The organism is Mycobacterium sp. AZCC_0083 (assembly GCF_014202335.1).
Taxonomy (GTDB): domain Bacteria; phylum Actinomycetota; class Actinomycetes; order Mycobacteriales; family Mycobacteriaceae; genus Mycobacterium.
Window position 1 is genome coordinate 343,776 of record NZ_JACHGP010000005.1, and the last position, 17,413, is coordinate 361,188.

The following is a 17,413-nucleotide window of genomic DNA, read 5'->3' on the forward strand; positions in this document are numbered from 1 at the left end:
GTCGACGCGGCACTGGCCGCCACCGTCACCCAGTTCGCGTGCCCTTCATGCCGTGGCCCAGCGCGGTGTAGCACCGCTCGGGACTCCTCAGAAGTAGCGCGGGAACTGCCCGTAGTCCGGGTCGCGCTTCTGCAGGAACGCGTCGCGGCCCTCGACGGCCTCGTCAGTCATGTACGCCAACCTCGTTGCCTCACCGGCGAACAGCTGCTGACCGACAAGCCCATCATCGGTCAGGTTGAACGTGTACTTGAGCATCCGGATCGCCTGGGGGGACTTGCCGTTGATCGCCGCCGCCCACTGTAGGCCCACCGATTCCAGGTCCGCATGCTCGACGACCTCGTTGACCGCGCCCATCGCGTGCATCTGCTCGGCGGTATAGGGCCGGCCGAGAAAGAAGATCTCACGAGCGAATTTCTGCCCCACCTGCTTCGCCAGATACGCGCTGCCGTAACCACCGTCGAAGCTGCCGACGTCGGCATCGGTCTGCTTGAATCGCGCATGCTCGCGGCTGGCCAACGTCAGGTCACACGTTGCGTGCAGGCTGTGCCCTCCCCCCGCAGCCCACCCGTTGACCAGACAGATCACCACCTTGGGCATGAACCGGATCAGCCGCTGCACCTCCAAGATGTGCAACCGACCCGCACCGGCCGCGTCCACGGTGTCGCCGGTCTCCCCCGATGCGTATTGATAGCCGCTGCGCCCTCGAATGCGCTGATCCCCGCCCGAACAGAATGCCCACACGCCGTCCTTGGAGCTCGGCCCGTTGCCGGTCAACAGGATCACACCGACCTGCGGCCACGTCCGCGCATGATCAAGGACCCGGTACAACTCATCGACACCGTGCGGCCGAAACGCGTTGCGTACGTGCGGGCGGTTGAAGGCGACGCGGACCGTCGGCTGCAACGCGCCGTCGGCGATGTGGCGGTGGTAGGTGATATCGGTCAGTTCGTCGAACCCTGGCACCGGTTCCCACAGCGCAGGGTCAAAAGGGTTGTCTGTCGTCGTCACCGGCTGTATCGCTGAGACCGGGTTCTGGCCTCCATGTAGAGGGCGATCGCCTCTGACCGGTTGATGGCGCCGATCTTGCGAAGGATCCTCTTGACGTGGGTCTTGACCGTTTCGACGGTGATGACGAGTTCGTCGGCGATCTCGGCGTTGGAGGCTCCCAGGACCAGCCTTTCGAACACTTGTCGTTCACGGTCCGACAGCGTAGCCGCCAACCCGGAATCCGGCGCTATGGTCGGGGGCTCGGCACGATTGTCGTATTCGATGTCAAGGGTGATGGCCGTTGCGGCGATGCGGTCTGCTGCCTCGGTCAGCCGCGCTGCCGCACGAGCGATCGAGGTCCGCTGTTGCTGGACCCGTTCGGTTTTCAGCATCCGCTCGTGAAGCAACGAATAGGCAGAGGCGAACGTATCCAACACATCGATGTCACGGACAGTGAGGCCGTCCTCTCCACAGCGGCTCACGTGAAGAAGGGCGACCACCCGCGATTCGGCAATGATCGGAGCGACGAGATAGTGCGCCGAACCGAGCAGCTCCCGGTAGCCGTGCGCCGAGGGCATGTCGGACTCATTCGTCTGGACGGTGTCGCGGTGGCGAATACAGTGCCGTTCGGGCACACATCCACGACGCGCGATCACGGTGGGGCCACCAATGCCGTGCTCGGATTCCTCGACGACGAATCCGTCGTCTTCGACGAACGACAGCAACGTATTGTCGAAACCGAGCGCGTCACAAAGTTCAGTACAGGCTTGGCGCCCGAGCCCCTGCAACGAGCCGGCCTTCTTCATGCGACGGATGCCTGCGGTCAATGACCGCACCACATCGGCGCGATCACCGGCTCTCATCTGGCGCGCGTCGATCTGTGCCTTCAGGAACTCCGTCAGAGGGTTCGGCCCGATCGGTGACGCGGTGTCGTTGCGGCTGACGCATGCACCGGTCAGTAGTCGATCGGTTGTGGCGGTCGACATCGTGATGGCCTCGTCGAGGATTGCCGCATCACCTGATCGGGGGACGCCGAACGCGCTGCACAGCTGTTCGTCGAGATCGTTGAGCCTGGCGACAATCGCGCGGGTGTTCATCGCGACTCCCAGGCATCAGCGGTGGCGATGCCGGCAAAGACAGCGACCGCCGCTGCCCTGCTGGGCGTATGGAGCTTCCTAGCAATGTGTTTGAGATGGGACTTCACAGTCCCTTCTGAGATCACCAGGCACCGGGCAATCTGGCCGTTGGTGGCCCCGGTCGCCACGTACGACATGATCTCTCGTTCGCGGGCGGTCAACGATGCCAAAGCGGACTGATCCTGGTGGTAGTAAGCACCGTGTTTTTGTGCCGGCGTGGCACCTGACAATGACCACAACGCCGGATGGGTCGACAGGCTGAGCAGTTCTTCGACGTTGCCGCACAGACTGTCGACTTCGACGCGTTGTTGCGCGGCCTTTTCTTCGAGCACTGCGCTCTCGAACGCCACGGCCAGACACTCGGCGAACGCCTCCAACTGGTCGAGATGGTCCATCGTCACCATTCCGTCGGGCTCGGGGCGGTCGGCGTGCAGCATCCCAATTGCCCTGCCCTGAACAGTGATCGGGGCGGCGATATAGCCAACGGAGCCGGAGGCCTCGACGATCTCCTTGAACGTGCGCTTGTCGTCGCTCGGCGACGGCACGAAGGCTCCGCAGCGCTTGCGGATGAGTTCAGTCTCCAGCGGAGCGTCTGCAAGTTGGATGTGGGCGCCAGCTACGAACTCGTGGAACCGTCGCGAGTGGGGATCGGCCCCTTCGTCTTCGATATACAGGTGTTGGGGCAGCCACACCGAACCCCGCACGGTGGAGATCAGGGTCCGCGCGAATCCAAACTCACGGCTCAGCACCGCCGGGGCGGCGTAGATCATCTCGCGCGGCGACAGGCCCCGTAGGTCCCCCAAAGTGTTACGGATCTCCGACAGGCATCTCATCCGTCGAGAGAGATCGTGGTCGAGGAGTTCGCACCGCACCCTCAGAATCGTGACCAACAGTTCGGCAGTTGCCGCCGATTCGTCCGTCGACTCGGGTGATAGAGCGATCCGCTGCTCGAGGCGTTGCGTCAGGTCCTCCAACTGGAGTCCCAACGCGGTCGGCGGCAGATCCGAAAGGGGCAGCGCGAGATGGTCGGCCGCGGCCGCGACGGCCGCCTCGGCACGCCCAACCACCGTCGCATCCTCGGCGCTGGAGGCCATGAACACTCGGGAGACCATTACTACCCCTCTCGGTCGTTCGAGCCTGTCCGGCATTTACGGTCAGACCATTAGACCAAACTATAGCGAGTTGTTGTTCATGTCACAACGGATCGGCAAAAGTGCCGGGTGTCACGCCGGCGTCAATATTTGTCGGGGTCCGCCCCATCGAGCCCATCCGTCCTTGTGCGCTGCCTTACCCAATGGTCTAATGGTCAGGCCATATTGGAGGTGAGCATGCACGCTGTTGTCATGCACGAATTCGGCACCGCCGCGGTGTTGCGTCCCGGGGAGTTTCCCGACCCGACCCCACGGCCGGGCTGGGTGACCGTGGCGCTGCGCGCCAGCGCACTGAACTGGCATGACGTCCTGGTGCGCCAGGGCCGCTACAGCTCGCCGCTGCCGCACGTCATCGGCGCCGACGGCGCCGGCGTGCGCACCGACACGGGCGAGGAAGTGGTAGTACTGCCATCGCTGAACTGGGGCGATCGCGACGAAGCGCCGAGCAGCCACTGGGAGATTCTGGGCGACCACTCCCCCGGCACCTATGCCGAACTGGTGAGCGTGCCCGCCGACTGCCTGGCCGCCAAGCCAGCAGGCCTGAGCTGGGCCGAGGCTGCGGCGCTGCCACTGGTGGGGGTGACGACCTACCGGGCCCTGTTCGTCCGCGGACGCCTACGGTCGGGTGAGTCGATGCTGGTGATCGGCGCCGGCGGCGGGATCGCCACCATGGCGATCGCCCTCGCGGTGGCCGCCGGAGTCAGCATTACCGTGACCTCCTCGTCGGCCGACACCATCGAACGCGCGGTGTCTGCGGGAGCCCGCGGTGGCGTGCTACATAGCGAAACGGAATGGCCGGAGCACGCCCGTGCAATGTCGCCAAACAACGCCGGTTTCGATCTGATCCTCGACCCCGTCGGCCGGTGGAGCGAGTCCGTGCGCGCGCTGCGGCGCGGCGGCCGGCTCGTGGTACTCGGCGCCAACGCCGCACAGACGGCCCCCATGGACGTCCGAGCCTTCTACTTCGGTCAGTTCGATCTGCTCGGCACGACGATGGGCAGCAGCAGGGACTTCGCCGACCTTCTCAATATGATCGATCGCTGCTCGGTGCAGCCGCCGGTGATCGATCGCGAGTTCCCGCTTGACCGGGCCGCCGAAGCACACCAACACCTCGAGCGTGGACGCACGTTCGGCAAATGCGTACTAACGCACGACTAGGAGACCCGATGACGGAGTCACGCGAACTCGTCGAGTATCACCTCGAATCCGCGGGGGACGATGCCCTGGCGGCCTACCTGACATTGAACGACCCGGAGCGACGCAACGCGCTGTCCGACGCGCTGCTGGATCAACTCAGCCTTTTGCTGCAAAGCGCCGTCGCCGACTCGCGGGTCAGGGTCATCGTGCTCACGTCGTCACACCCGCGGATCTTTTCCTCCGGAGGCAACCTCGACGCTTTCGCCGACGATCGCGCGACGATCGCCAAGTACGCGGGCCTGTCACGTTTCCCAGCGCTGTTCCGCACGCTCACCGGGATCGACAAGCCGGTGGTTTGCGCGGCGAACGGCGACGTGCTGGCGGGTGCGCTGGGCATCGCCTTGGCCTGCGACCTCGTCATCGCCAAGGAGTCGATCCGGCTGGGTTGCCCGGAGATCAACGTTGGCGCGTTTCCGTTCATGATCTCGGCATTGATCTTCCGCGCCACCGGGCGGCTGGTCGCCAACGAGCTGATGATGACCGGTCGACTGATCACCGCGACCGAGGCCGCTGGCGCCGGGTTGGTCAACAAGGTGGTGCCCGACGCCGAGTTCGACGCCGCGGTGCGCCAGTGGGTCGCCGACATCGCCGGCAAATCGCCGTTGCTGCTCGGCATGGGAAAGCGGGCGTTGGCGGCGACTCGAGATCTGCCGCTCGACTCCGCGTTGGACTACCTCCAGGCCCAGCTCGCCCTGGCCTTCACCACCGACGATCTGGCCGAAGGGGTACTGGCCTTCAAAGAAAAGCGTTTGCCACAGTGGCGCAACACATGAGGGCCCCGGGGGCGGGGTTTCCGTATCTTCCGGGCCCGCGCCGTGGGGTTGTCACGCCCCCTCAGTGATGTTACACTTCTGCATCGAGCGATGTTATTATGAGTCGGCTCAAATCAGCCATCGCCCGGAATCGGTCAGAAAAGGAGCGAAACATGGATCAGAAAACAAGCTTCAGGTTCCAGCTCATCAGCGCCTGGTGTGGCCCCGCCTTCTTGGTTACCTTCGTGCTGTTCTGGGGGGTGCTCGGGCACAACCTCCCGAATCCGTCACCCGCGTTGAGCGCGACAGACCTCGCCGCTCGCTATTCGGAGAACCTGGGGGAGATTCGTCTGGGCTTCATCGTCTCCCTCATCATCGTTTGCTTGTACATGCCGTGGTGTTCGTACATCAGCGCCCGGATGGCGAAGATCGAGGGCGGATACCCGGTCCTGGCCAACCTTCAGCTCATCGGTGGCGCTCTGACCGTCATGGTCGTGTCGTTCAGCGCTTGCTTCTGGGCCATCGCGGCATTCCGGCCCGACCGGGACCCGGCGCTCATCCAGCTGCTCACCGATTCCGGCTGGCTGATCATCGACCTGCAGTATGCGTGCACGACGTTGCAGATGGTGGCGCTGGCCCTTGCCGTTCTGTCGGATCGGAAGAGCAAGGGGATGCCTCTCATGCCGAACTGGGTGTGCTACCTGACCATCTTCTGCGCGGTCAGCTTCTTCCCGGCGAGCCTCACCGGCGTTCTGAAGACCGGGCCGTTCGCCTGGAATGGCGTCATGAGCTACTACTTCCCGTACTTCTGCTGGCTGTGCTGGGAAATAATTACGAGCACCTATTTGATCAAGGATGTTCGTCGACGCATGCGCGAGTTCGAGAACAGCCCCTCGGCGGATGGTGGCCCTCGGGCGGCGGCCCTCGCGTCCTGACCTGCATCATCGGGCAGGTGCCCTCGTGGTGGCCGCGGCTCCCGTCCGCGCGATTCATCGACGGTGTTGCGACAAGAGTTCGCACGCGTCGGGGGCGGACGGGAGCGGACGGCCATCAGTGCCTGCGCCCGCCGGCGTCATTGCTCAGCGGTGGTCCGGTCACCTCGTCGCCTAGGGAAAGTGTTGATGAGTGGTGCTGTGATGAATCCGGACACCGACACCCAGTTCGTATCGGTAGGCGAGCCAAAGCGGCGACTGCCCGGAGTCGAAGGCGTGTGGGTCTTCGTGATGGCCGACATGACGGTCTTTGCCGTCATGTTCGGGTCCTTCATGCTCGGCCGGCATCACAACCCCGCCCTCTTCGAAGCGTCGCGACACGCCCTGAACCCGAACTTCGGTGGTGTCAACACGCTCATCCTGCTCACCAGTTCGTGGTTCGCCGCGCTCGCGCTCGACGCGGTGCGGAAGTCCCGTTTTGCGCTGGCTCAGCACTTCATCGGCGGCGCCTTCCTATGCGGCGTCGCGTTCATGGTCTCCAAGGCAATCGAGTACACCGAGAAGTTGAACGCCGGCATCAGCCTGTTGACCAATGACTTCTTCATGTACTACTTCACGCTGACCGGAATTCATCTGTTCCACGTCGTCACCGGCAACGTGGTGCTGCTCGTGCTGTGGTTCAAGGCCCGATCCCAGTCGTTCGACCCGCAGCGCCCCGTCGTTCTCGAATGTGGCGCGATCTACTGGCACATGGTCGACCTGCTCTGGATCATCCTGTTCCCGCTCCTGTATCTGGTGAGGTGACGATGGAGATGCTTCGCAAGCCGGCCACCATCGTGTGGGCCACGTTGATGCTGGCCACCTGCGCAACGACGTGGTTGCTTTCCGGGAGCTCGGTCACGCCCGAGGTGGCGACCGTGGCCATCATGCTCATCGCCGCCATCAAGGTGCGGTTGGTGATGAGTCACTTCATGGAGGTACGTCGGGCGCCACTGGCGCTGCGGCTTGTCCGCGACGGCTGGTTGCTCGCGGTCACCGCGCTGATCCTGACCGTCTACCTGCTCTGATCCGGCGCCGATTGGAGGGCTCCGCCATCGGCTACGCCGAGCCATTCGGGGCCGTCGCGAGATTCGGACACCGCACCAAACTCTGACCGACCGGGTGTACTACACACCAAACTCTGACCGACCGGGTGTACTAGGGAGACACGTTGCCTGCGCACTGCAAGTTGCCTGCGCACTGCAATAGGTTCGCATCAGCCGATGCGTGATGGAGTTGACGAATGTATCCCGCCGTCCCGGACCGCCACCTGCCGTCGATCACCCCGCTGACCGCGAGGTCGGTCGCGTTGAGCACTCTGCTCGGATACCACCCCCCGGCGCTTCCGGTTAACGCCTTGGTGAAGGTCGGCGAGCTATTCGGGATCACCGACCGCGCCACCCGCGTCGCCCTGACGCGCATGGTGAAGGACGGCGAGGTGTCCGCGGACAATGGCGTCTATCGCCTGTCCGAGCGGCTGCTGCGACGGCAGGCGGAACAGGATGGGCTCACGTCGCCCCCCACCCGGCGGTGGACTGGGGGGTGGGAGATGGCCATCGTCACGAGTACGACCCGACCCTTGGCAGAGCGGGTGGCGTTGCGTAAGAGCATGGTGCGATACCGCATGGGCGAATTGCGTGAGGGTGTGTGGATGCGGCCGGACAACCTGTCTCGTGAACTCGACGGCATCATTGCCGACCAGTGTGAGTTTCTTGTCGCTCACCACGGTGACTCGCCAAGCCTGGCAGCGTCGCTCTGGGATTTGCCGGGATGGGGTGCCGAGGCGGACCGATTGCTGACGGTGCTTGACGAGGCAGACAGTCTCGCCGAGGGGTTCTTGGCTACTGCGGAGGTAATTCGACACCTGTTGCTCGATCCATACCTGCCGGACGAGCTGCTCCCGGCGGGCTGGCCAGGCGATCGACTTCGAGAGCGTTACACCGATTTCAACGCCAACTATTCGGAGCGTCTCAGAAAATACAGCGGCGGATAGTCGGGGGCCGCCGCGGCGCGCGCCGCTGACCACCGGTTCGGCTCCGTCGTCTTTGCGGCAGGATACTCTCGCTTGGAACATATTCACATCATGCGATGCGTTGGAGTATCATGGTGGTGACTTAGGTGTCGCACACCGGATCGGCTGTCGCCGACACGGTGATCGTCGCGTTCAGGCGTCACGACGGCTATCACGGCGGACGTCGCCAGCAGTCACCACGAGGAGGGCCATGACGGGGCCGTTGAGCTTCGCGATCAGCGCGGAGCAGGAGGCGCTGGTCGACGTCGCCCGCCGTTTCGGCGAGCGACAGCTGGCTCCCCATTACAAGCAACGTGAGCAGGAAGGCTCGTTCGACCGCGCGACACTGCGGGCGATGGGCAAGGTCGGGCTGTTCGGAGTGGAGTTGGCCGAAGAGTACGGCGGCCTCGGACTGGACTGCACCACAGCGGGTCTCGTCCTGGAAGCCCTGTGCCGGGCGGACTACAACATCGGCCAGCTGATGGTGACGATGTCGTTGAGCGGGGCGATCATGGCCCGACACGGAGACCCTGACGTCGTCGCGCCGTGGCTGCATGGCGTAACGGCGGGGGAGATGATCCCCGCTATCGCCTTGACCGAACCCGGGGGTGGATCGGATGCCGCGAACCTGGCGCTGCGGGCGACCAGGGACGGCGACACGTATGTCCTCGATGGCGAGAAGACGTCGACCAGCTTTGCGACCCAGGCCGAGTTCGCGATCGTCTGGGCCCGCACCGGAGCGCAGTCGAGCGGCGCGCGCGGAATCAGCGCCTTCCTCGTCCCGCTGAACCTGCCGGGCATCAAAACCAGTGAGTTCGACGACTTCGGGGGGCGCTGCGCGGGCCGCGGGTCGGTCCATTTCGACCGGGTCGCGATACCCGCAACACATCTGATCGGGCGGGAGAACGAAGGCTTCGTGCAGGTGATGCAGGGGTTCGACTACAGCCGGGCGCTGATCGGGTTGCAGTGTCTGGCGGTCGCCCGACAGTCTCTGGACGAAACGTGGGTCTCCACCGCCGAGCGGTCGAGCTTTGGCAAACCGCTCATCTCGAATCAGGGGGTGTCGTTCCCGCTGGCCGAGGCAGAGACTCAAGTCGAGGCATGTCGCCTGTTGTGCCTGAAGACGTTGTGGCTCAAGGACCAGGGTTTGCCGCACACCGCTGAGGCAGCGATGTGCAAGTGGTGGGGGCCCAAGTTGGCGTTCGACACCGTGCAAACCTGTCTGCTGCTCAACGGGCACGGCGCCTATACCGAGGAAATGCCCTATGCGCAACGGCTCCGGGATGTCCTCGGGCTGCAGATCGGCGACGGCACCGCGCAAATCATGAAACTCGTCATCGCCCGACACAAGGCCGGCCGCAGTGCGGTGTCGGCATGACCCGGAGGAAACCATGCCCAAGGTGATCTACCAAAAGCGGGGCCAGATCGCGTACATCACGCTGAACCGGCCCGAGGTTCACAACGCCATCGACACCGAGACCGATGAGCTGCTGTTCGAGGCGTGGACAGATTTCCGCGACGATCCGGATGTCCGAATTGCTATCCTCACCGGGTCCGGAGACAAGACCTTCTGCGCGGGCGCCGACCTCAAGTCGCACGTCGATCCGTGGCTCAACGCCGGACCCGAACTCGGACGTAGCCTGCTGGAAAAGGGTTTCGCCGGGCGGATCACCCGCGGGTTGCACCGGACCCCCAAACCGATCATCGCGGCGCTGAACGGATGGGTCATCGGGGGCGGTATCGAACTCGCCCTCGCCTGCGACATCAGGATCGCCTCCGAGCAGGCGAACTTCGGGTTCTTCCACATGCGCCGCGGCATGCATTTCGCCGACGGGGGCATCGTCCGGCTGGTCAACACGGTCGGGGTGGGCATCGCGATGGAACTGGAACTGATGGGCGAACCCATCGACGCGCACCGGGCCAAAGAAGTACATCTGGTCAATCGCGTTGTGCCCCACGGCGACCTGATGGCCACGGCCGAGGACATCGCGGCCAAGATTCTGCGAAACCCAAGGGCCGCAGTCGAATCTGCGAAGCAGACCATCCTTGAGGTCATCGGCCGCCCATTGGACGACCAGCTCAGGCTGGAGTGCCTGTATGGCTATTCGACCATGGGTAACCTGGAGATCGTCGAACGCAAAGAAGAGTTCATCGAGCGGCGCGACGCCGACCGGGTGACGACCAACTCAACTGGAATCTGACGAGCCCGAGGGACGAAGCCATGTCGTACAACTCGATCTACAACCGGGGACTGTTCGGTGATCAGATTGTCGTCGTCACCGGCGGCGGCAGTGGTATCGGGCGTTGCACAGCGCACGAGTTGGCCTCCCTCGGTGCCCATGTCGCGATCGTCGGGCGCAACGAGGTCAAGCTCGAACAGGTCCGCTGCGAGATCGAATCCGACGGTGGCTCGATCTCCACGCATATCGCCGACATCCGCGACGAGGACGCGGTCATCGCCACCATCGAACGGGTGCTGGCCGACCACGGCCGCATCGACGGCCTGGTCAACAACGCAGGCGGCCAGTATCGGGCACCACTGAAGACGATCTCGACGAAGGGGTTCGAGGCCGTCGTCAAGAGCAACCTGACCGGCGGGTTCATCGTCATGCGGGAGGTCTACAACCGCTGGATGATCGACCACGGTGGCGCGATCGTCAACATGATCGCCGACATCTGGCACGGGTGGCCGCACTTCTCACATTCCGCCGCGGCGCGCGGCGGAATGCTCACGCTGAGCGAATGCGCGGCAACCGAATGGGCCGAATCCGGTGTCCGTGTCAACACCGTCGCCCCCGGATCGATCGCGTCGCAGGGTCTTGACACCTACGAAGACAAGGACACGGCGTTCATTCAGAACGACCTCACTCCAGGTATCCCGTTGCAGCGGTTCGGAACTGAAGCCGAAGTCTCAGCGGCGATCGTCTATCTGCTGTCGCCGGCGGCGAGCTACATCACCGGCTCGTGCATCCGCATCGACGGAGGAGCGCCGAACGCTCGCCGTGGATGGTGGGATCTGCAACCGGCCAAGAACAATGTGGCCTTTGACGGGTTCCACCGGTCCTCATCTCCCGCGATCCTCGACGAGGTGCCGTGATCCCCGTGCAGGCCTCACTCGTCGCCGACGCGTTCACCGCGGTGGCGTAACGCATGAATGGATGGATTTATCCCTCTTTCGAGTGATTACCCTTTCGGTCTGACCATTCTACGATTTGAGGTAGTGGTGCCCTCCGGCGTGACTCCCGGACGGCGGCTCCCGAGACCGAGGAAGGTGCGATGAAGCCCAGCCCTTACACCGTCCGCTACAGCCAGCCCCAGATCGATGCCCACTACGGCGCCGGACTGTGGTCGACCGACACATTCCATGACCTGCTGCTCCGGCACGTCGAAGCCACCCCCGACAAGGTCTTCGTGACCGACGGAACCCGATCGCTGACGTTCCGGCAGCTCTTCGACGGCGCACAGCGACTGGCCGTCGGTCTGCACCGGCGGGGCTGGCGGGCAGGCGACACGGTCGCCGTGCAGTTGCCGAGCTGGGCGGAATTCGTGCAGGTGCTGGCAGCGTTGTCGCGGCTCGGCGTCGTCACCGTGCCGATCATGCCGATCTACCGCAAGGAGGAAGTCGGCTATGTGATGGCCAACGCCGGGGTACGGGCGGTGTTCACACCGGCGACCTTCAAGAAGTTCAGCTATCTGGATATGTATCGCGATCTGCGCCGGGATCATTCGGACCTCGAGATCGTCGTCACCCGCCCCGACAGCGTCGCCGAGGACGTCGCCGACGCCGACGCCGCTGTCTTCACCCTCGCCGGGTTGGAAGCCGACACCGATGACGACAGCGCCCGTGCGGAACTCCCCGATCCGCCCGGCCCGGACGAGCCCTTCGTCATCGTGTACACCTCGGGAACCACTTCGCGGTCGAAAGGGTGCGTGCACACGTTCAACACGTACTGTTCGGGCGCGCGTTCGCTGATCGCACCGTTCGGCTACACCGAGACCGATGTCCAGTTCGGTCCCTCCCCAGTCGCCCACACCACCGGTCTGGTCACCAGCGTGCTGGTCCCGATGCTGACCGGGGCATCGACGCATTTGATGGCCGAGTGGGATCCCGCCCGCGGCATGGATGAGATTCAGCGCTTCGGGTGCACGGCAGCGGTCACGGCCCCAACATTCCTGCATGGGTTACTGACGGAGTACGACCCGCAGCGCCACGACCTTTCGACGTTGCGGCTGTGGGTGTGTGCGGGCGCACCGATTCCCGCCGCGGTAGTCGAGCGGGCCAGCGTGACGCTTCCCAACATCAAGGTGCTCAGCCTCTACGGGCGCAGCGAAAACCTGGTCACCACCACGTGTTCCGTCGACGACGAGGTGTCACAGGCCCTGACCTCGGACGGCTCGGCGGTGCCGGGTGCAGAGGTCAGGATCGTCGGCATCGACGGGAACGAGGTCCCCCGCGGCACCGAGGGCGACATCGCCTACCGCGGGCCCGCCCACATGATCGAATATCTCGCCAACCCCGAGGAGACCGCGGCCTTGTTCACCGCCGACGGCCTGTCGAAGTCGGGCGACTTGGGGGTGATGACCGACGACGGCTACGTACGCGTGACGGGCAGGACCAAGGACATCGTCATTCGCGGGGGGATGAACATCAGCGTTCGCGAGATCGAGGACAACCTGGCCGACCATCCGGACCTCGTGGCGTCGTCGTGTGTCGGCATGCCCGACGAGCGGCTCGGCGAGCGGGTGTGCTGTTACGTGGTCACCACACCCGGGCACACCACCCCGACGGTCGAGGACCTGCGCAATTTCCTGCTGACGCGCGGCATGCCGGTCCAGAAGACGCCCGAGTGCGTCGTCGCCGTCGACGCCCTGCCGATGACCGCGACCGGCAAGGTCCTCAAACAAGAGTTGCGCAATGACATCGCGAATCGCCTCGAGGCCGAGGCCGCCCGCGCCCCCGAAGCGGCGAGCCCTCGCTGATGGAGTTGAAGGACAGTCCCACCGAGGCCGAATTCCGCACCGCGGCGCACGAGTGGCTGCAGGACAACCTTCCGCGGCTCGGCGGAGCTGAACCCGCACGCCTAGAGGACAAACTCGACTACTGGCGCACCTGGCAGCGGCTGCTGTACGACGCCGGGTACGCGGGTCTGTCCTGGCCGAAGGAGTACGGCGGGGGCGGCGCGGACGCCAAGCTGCGCGCGATATTCAACGAGGAACTCGATCGGGCCGGTGCGCCCGAGCGGCTCAACATCATCGGTGAGGACTTCGCCGGCCCCACCATCATCGAGTTCGGCACCCCTGATCAGCAGGAGCGTTACCTCCGGCCGATCCTCACCGGCGAAGAGGTCTGGTGCCAGTTGTTCTCCGAGCCGGAGGCGGGCTCGGACCTGGCCTCGTTGCGCACCACCGCGACCAAGGTGGACGGCGGCTGGCGCATCCAGGGCCAGAAGATCTGGACCAGCCGCGCGCAATTCGCAGCTCACGCGATCCTGCTGGCCCGCACCGGTGGCGGACCGCGGCACCGCGGGATCACGTACTTCCTGCTCGCGATGGACACCCCCGGCGTCGACGTCCGACCACTGGCCCACATGCTGGGCGAGGCGGAATTCAACGAGGTGTTCCTCGACGACGTGTTCATCCCCGACGAGGGCGTCCTGGCTGAGGTGGACGACGGCTGGCGAGTCGCGATGGGCACCCTGGCGTTCGAGCGGGTCGCGATCGCCACCGGCCGTGTCAACACCACGGGTGCGGTGAACGATTTGATCCGCGAGATCGCCGCTCGCACCGCCGACGACGGCACCTCGCTGGGTGCCGATCCCCTAGTGCGGCAACGGATCGCCGATCTGTACGGGCGCGCTCTCGTGCACTACCTGATCGGCCAGAGGGTCGTCACCGGCGCGGCCGGCGACGGCCCCCCGGGCCCGGTGACCTCGATCGGGAAGCTGTATTTCTGCCCGCTGGTGGAGGACATCGCCGACTTCGGGTTGGAGCTCGACGAGATGGGCGGGCAGTTCGCGCCCGAGGAGAAGGGTGGCGCCGACGCGTTACCGACCGACGGACTGCGGTGGCTGCGGCTGGCGTATCAAGCCCGCGGTACCGCGATCGCAGGCGGGTCGACGTTCATCCAGCGCAACATCGTCGCCGAGCGCATCCTCGGCATGCCCAAGAGCTGAGATTGCGGAGTCAAGGTGACTAGCTACCAGTGGAATCCGACGGCCGACTACATCGAGCAAGCCAACGTGACACGGCTGGCCCGCATGCACGGTCTCGCCGGCATCGACGAGCTGCGGGCGCGCTCGGTCGCCGACACGGCCTGGTATTGGGACGCGGCCGCCACCGACCTGGGCCTGCGGTTCCGCACCCCCTACAGCCGAGTGGTGGATCTGAGCAAAGGAATTGAGCATCCCGACTGGTTCGTCGACGCGACTCTGAACATCGTCGATTCGTGCCTGCTGCGCTGGCGCGACGAAACACCCGACCGCATCGCCGTGGTTCACGAGGACGAATCCGGTCGGATCCGTGAGATCACGTTCAGCCAGCTGGCCACCGAGGTCGCCCGCGCCGCAAATGGGCTGCGCGAGCTGGGAATCGGACCCGGCGACGCCGTCGCGATCTACTTGCCCATGATCCCCGAAGCGGTGGTCGCGTGCTACGCGGTGGCAGCACTTGGGGCAACCCTGGTGCCGCTGTTCTCCGGTTTCGCTTCCTCGGCCATCGCGTCCCGGCTCGCCGACGCCGAGGCCAAGGCCGTGATCGTGGCCGACGTCACCATCCGGCGCGGGCGGACGCTACCTCTGTTGCCGCAGGTTAGTGCGGCGCTGGCGCAGTGTCCCACCGTCCGACACGTGATCGTGGTGCCCAACGGTTCTGATCATCCCCCGGAATACGTTGGCGCGCAGATGGTTCTGTGGTCACAGCTGACCTACCACGACGCTCCGTTGGCGCCCGTCGGGGTCGCCGCCATGCATCCGCTGCTGCTGGGGTACACGTCGGGCACCACCGGCAGACCCAAAGGGGCGGTGCACACCCACGCCGGATTTCTGGTGAAGACGGCCAGCGAAGTCGCCTACTCGTTCGACGTGAAACCCGGCGGGGTGTTCAGCTGGGTCACCGACATGGGCTGGATCATGGGCCCGCTGTCGGTCTTCGGCACGCACGCCAACGGCGCGACGCTCCTGCTGTATGAAGGATCACCCGACAGACCCGACAGCACCCGGCTATGGCAGCTGGTCGAGCGCCACCGGGTCACCATGCTGGGCGTGTCGCCCACCCTGGTCCGGGCGCTGCGGTCCAGTGACCCTAGCCAGCGGCCCACGGCAGACCTGTCATCGGTGCACGTCCTGGGCTCGACCGGTGAACCCTGGGACCCCGGGTCCTACGACTGGCTGGCCCGCGACGTGTTCGGCGGATGCGTCCCGGTGATCAACTTCTCCGGAGGCACCGAGGTCGGCGGATCGTTCCTGGCGCCCTACCCGGTCGAACCCATCCGCAGCTGCTCGCTGGGCGGACCATCGCTCGGGATGGACGTCGACGTCGTCGACGACACCGGCCGATCCGTACGCGGCCAGGTCGGCGAGCTGGTGTGCCGTCAGCCGTGGCCGTCGATGACGCGTGGCATCTGGAACGACGACGAGCGCTACCTTCAGGCGTACTGGTCGCACTTCCCAGGCATCTGGACGCACGGCGACTTCGCGATGGTCGACGGCGACGGCCAGTGGTTCATCCTCGGACGCTCCGACGACGTCATGAACGTGGCCGGCAAGCGGCTGGCCCCCGCCGAAGTGGAATCGGTGATGATCACCCACCCGCGGGTCGCCGAGGCCGCCGCCGTCGGTGTGCCCGACACGGTCAAAGGAGAGGCGGTCTGGGCATTTTGGGTCTCGCGAGGCGACGACGGAAACGACGAGACCGCCGATCAGATCGCCACTGAGCTGGCAGCGCTGGTTGGACGCGAGCTGGGCAAACCGTTCACGCCGTCGCGGGTGTGGCGGGTGGCCGCGCTACCCAAGACACGGTCGGCCAAGATCATGCGCCGCGCGATCCGGGCTGCCGCCCTCGGCATCGACCCCGGGGACCTGTCGGGCGCGGAAAATCCCGATGCGGTCACCGCGATCCGCGACCTCGTCGCGGACGAGGCGCTCAGCCGTCGACGCTGATCGCGTCGCGCTCGTCCATGGCAAGTGCGGCCTTCGCGTAGCTGTGCACGTGTCGGCGCATGCGCCGGCTGGCCGTCTCGGCGTCGCGACTGCGAATCGCCGCAGTGATCGACCGGTGGGCGCGCTGGGTCACGCTTCGAACCGCATCGTCGACGAACGCGGCGTTCTCAGTTCCGGTGTAGATGGCATGCGACAACGCGGTCATGAACCCGATCAACAACTCGTTGTGCCCGGCCATGGCCACACCGACGTGCCAGTCGAGATTGGCCTGCAGGAACGCCGGCAAGTCAGCTTTCGGGTCGGCGATGTCGTCGTTCGCCTTGTCGAGCACCGCCATGTCGTCATCGGTGCGGTTGCGGGCCGCGAGTTCGGCGCAGAACGGCTCCAACGCCTCGCGGGTTTCCATCAGGTCGGCCAGCTTGATCTTCTGCCCGCGAATCATCAAGCCCACCGAATTGGCCATCGACTTCGTCGTGGGTCGCTGGACGAAGGCGCCGCCGGCCCGGCCGGCCCTGACCCGAACCAGATTCTGCACCTCCAGGATGCGCAACGCCTCTCGCACCGTGGCCCGGCTCATCTGCGTCTGCTTGACGAGTTCGCGCTCCGCGGGAAGCGCTGTACCCACGGGCAACTCGCCGCTGAGAATCCGCTCGCGCAGCTCGCGTGCCAGCACATCCGAGGCCTTGGGTACCTCCACCGGGGTGAGCACGACAGTCGAACGGGTCGAGGTCGCTTTCGACTCCACTGGCGCCATCGTCGGTCCTCCGCATGCATTCGGCCTAAAGGTAAGGCCCAATGTACCGGTCAGATCATTGCCACGACGTACTGGCGACGGAGGCTCACGTGTTGGCAGTGGTGTCCAGCCTCACTCGTGTCGCGCTGGATCTAGTCGACTTCTCCCGCTTCGAGTCGATGAACAGCAGGAGCAGACCTACCGCGCACGAGCCGACGCACGCCCACGCAATGAAGCTGCCATCGAACCCGTCAATACCAAAGGTGCCGTGTCTGGGGTGAGAGGCCGCCGGCCCGCCGACGATCACCGCGGCGATCAA

16 protein-coding genes are annotated in these 17,413 nt (G+C 65.1%); 12 read left to right on the top strand and 4 right to left on the bottom strand.

Annotated elements, in window-relative coordinates; all coding sequences use genetic code 11:
- Positions 1-87: 87 nt before the first annotated feature.
- From HNP02_RS14780 to HNP02_RS14790, 3 genes are read right to left on the bottom strand one after another with little or no spacing between them, the layout of a single operon-like run.
- A complete protein-coding gene (locus HNP02_RS14780) occupies positions 88-1,008 on the bottom strand; it encodes a 1,4-dihydroxy-2-naphthoyl-CoA synthase (RefSeq protein ID WP_184439568.1) in 921 nt (306 codons plus the stop codon).
- A complete protein-coding gene (locus HNP02_RS14785) occupies positions 1,005-2,084 on the bottom strand; it encodes a LuxR C-terminal-related transcriptional regulator (RefSeq protein ID WP_184439570.1) in 1,080 nt (359 codons plus the stop codon). Before HNP02_RS14785 ends, HNP02_RS14780 begins: the two co-directional genes overlap by 4 nt.
- Entirely contained in the window at positions 2,081-3,235 is a 1,155-nt protein-coding gene (locus HNP02_RS14790) for a LuxR C-terminal-related transcriptional regulator (protein ID WP_184439572.1), read from the bottom strand. Before HNP02_RS14790 ends, HNP02_RS14785 begins: the two co-directional genes overlap by 4 nt.
- Before the next feature lie 216 nt (positions 3,236-3,451).
- Here HNP02_RS14790 and HNP02_RS14795 point away from each other — a divergent pair, with 216 nt between their 5' ends.
- The 12 genes from HNP02_RS14795 to HNP02_RS14850 all read left to right on the top strand — a co-directional run bounded on the left by HNP02_RS14795 (position 3,452) and on the right by HNP02_RS14850 (position 16,361).
- Positions 3,452-4,432, top strand: a complete 981-nt coding sequence (locus HNP02_RS14795) for a zinc-binding dehydrogenase (protein WP_184439574.1) — start codon at positions 3,452-3,454, stop codon at positions 4,430-4,432.
- 8 nt (positions 4,433-4,440) lie between these two features.
- A complete protein-coding gene (locus HNP02_RS14800) occupies positions 4,441-5,244 on the top strand; it encodes an enoyl-CoA hydratase/isomerase family protein (RefSeq protein WP_184439576.1) in 804 nt (267 codons plus the stop codon).
- A 152-nt stretch (positions 5,245-5,396) separates the two neighbouring features.
- Positions 5,397-6,158, top strand: coding sequence for a hypothetical protein (locus HNP02_RS14805; RefSeq protein WP_184439578.1), 762 nt, complete (start codon positions 5,397-5,399; stop codon positions 6,156-6,158).
- Positions 6,159-6,344: 186 nt separating this feature from the next.
- On the top strand, positions 6,345-6,959 hold the full coding sequence (locus tag HNP02_RS14810) for a cytochrome c oxidase subunit 3 family protein (protein WP_221317603.1): 615 nt from the start codon (positions 6,345-6,347) through the stop codon (positions 6,957-6,959).
- A gap of 8 nt (positions 6,960-6,967) precedes the next feature.
- The gene (locus tag HNP02_RS14815) at positions 6,968-7,222 is read left to right on the top strand and encodes a cytochrome C oxidase subunit IV family protein (RefSeq protein ID WP_255506520.1); all 255 of its coding nucleotides are present in this window, start codon (positions 6,968-6,970) and stop codon (positions 7,220-7,222) included.
- 215 nt (positions 7,223-7,437) lie between these two features.
- Positions 7,438-8,187, top strand: coding sequence for a PaaX family transcriptional regulator C-terminal domain-containing protein (locus HNP02_RS14820; RefSeq protein ID WP_184439582.1), 750 nt, complete (start codon positions 7,438-7,440; stop codon positions 8,185-8,187).
- Positions 8,188-8,416: 229 nt separating this feature from the next.
- The gene (locus tag HNP02_RS14825) at positions 8,417-9,583 is read left to right on the top strand and encodes an acyl-CoA dehydrogenase family protein (RefSeq protein ID WP_184439584.1); all 1,167 of its coding nucleotides are present in this window, start codon (positions 8,417-8,419) and stop codon (positions 9,581-9,583) included.
- A 13-nt stretch (positions 9,584-9,596) separates the two neighbouring features.
- Complete coding sequence (locus tag HNP02_RS14830) at positions 9,597-10,406, top strand: enoyl-CoA hydratase/isomerase family protein (protein ID WP_184439586.1); 810 nt, start codon at positions 9,597-9,599, stop codon at positions 10,404-10,406.
- Between the two features lie 20 nt (positions 10,407-10,426).
- Positions 10,427-11,302: an SDR family oxidoreductase gene (locus tag HNP02_RS14835; RefSeq protein ID WP_184439588.1), complete on the top strand. Its 876-nt coding sequence runs from the start codon at positions 10,427-10,429 to the stop codon at positions 11,300-11,302.
- 179 nt (positions 11,303-11,481) lie between these two features.
- On the top strand, positions 11,482-13,185 hold the full coding sequence (locus HNP02_RS14840) for an AMP-binding protein (protein ID WP_184439590.1): 1,704 nt from the start codon (positions 11,482-11,484) through the stop codon (positions 13,183-13,185).
- Positions 13,185-14,378 (top strand): acyl-CoA dehydrogenase family protein, encoded by a 1,194-nt coding sequence (locus HNP02_RS14845; protein WP_184439592.1) that lies wholly within the window; start codon positions 13,185-13,187, stop codon positions 14,376-14,378. Before HNP02_RS14840 ends, HNP02_RS14845 begins: the two co-directional genes overlap by 1 nt.
- A 15-nt stretch (positions 14,379-14,393) precedes the next feature.
- Positions 14,394-16,361, top strand: coding sequence for an AMP-binding protein (locus HNP02_RS14850; RefSeq protein ID WP_184439594.1), 1,968 nt, complete (start codon positions 14,394-14,396; stop codon positions 16,359-16,361).
- Here HNP02_RS14850 and HNP02_RS14855 read toward each other — a convergent pair.
- On the bottom strand, positions 16,345-17,115 hold the full coding sequence (locus HNP02_RS14855) for a FadR/GntR family transcriptional regulator (protein ID WP_184439596.1): 771 nt from the start codon (positions 17,113-17,115) through the stop codon (positions 16,345-16,347). The genes HNP02_RS14850 and HNP02_RS14855 overlap by 17 nt on opposite strands.
- Between the last annotated feature and the right edge of the window lie 298 nt (positions 17,116-17,413).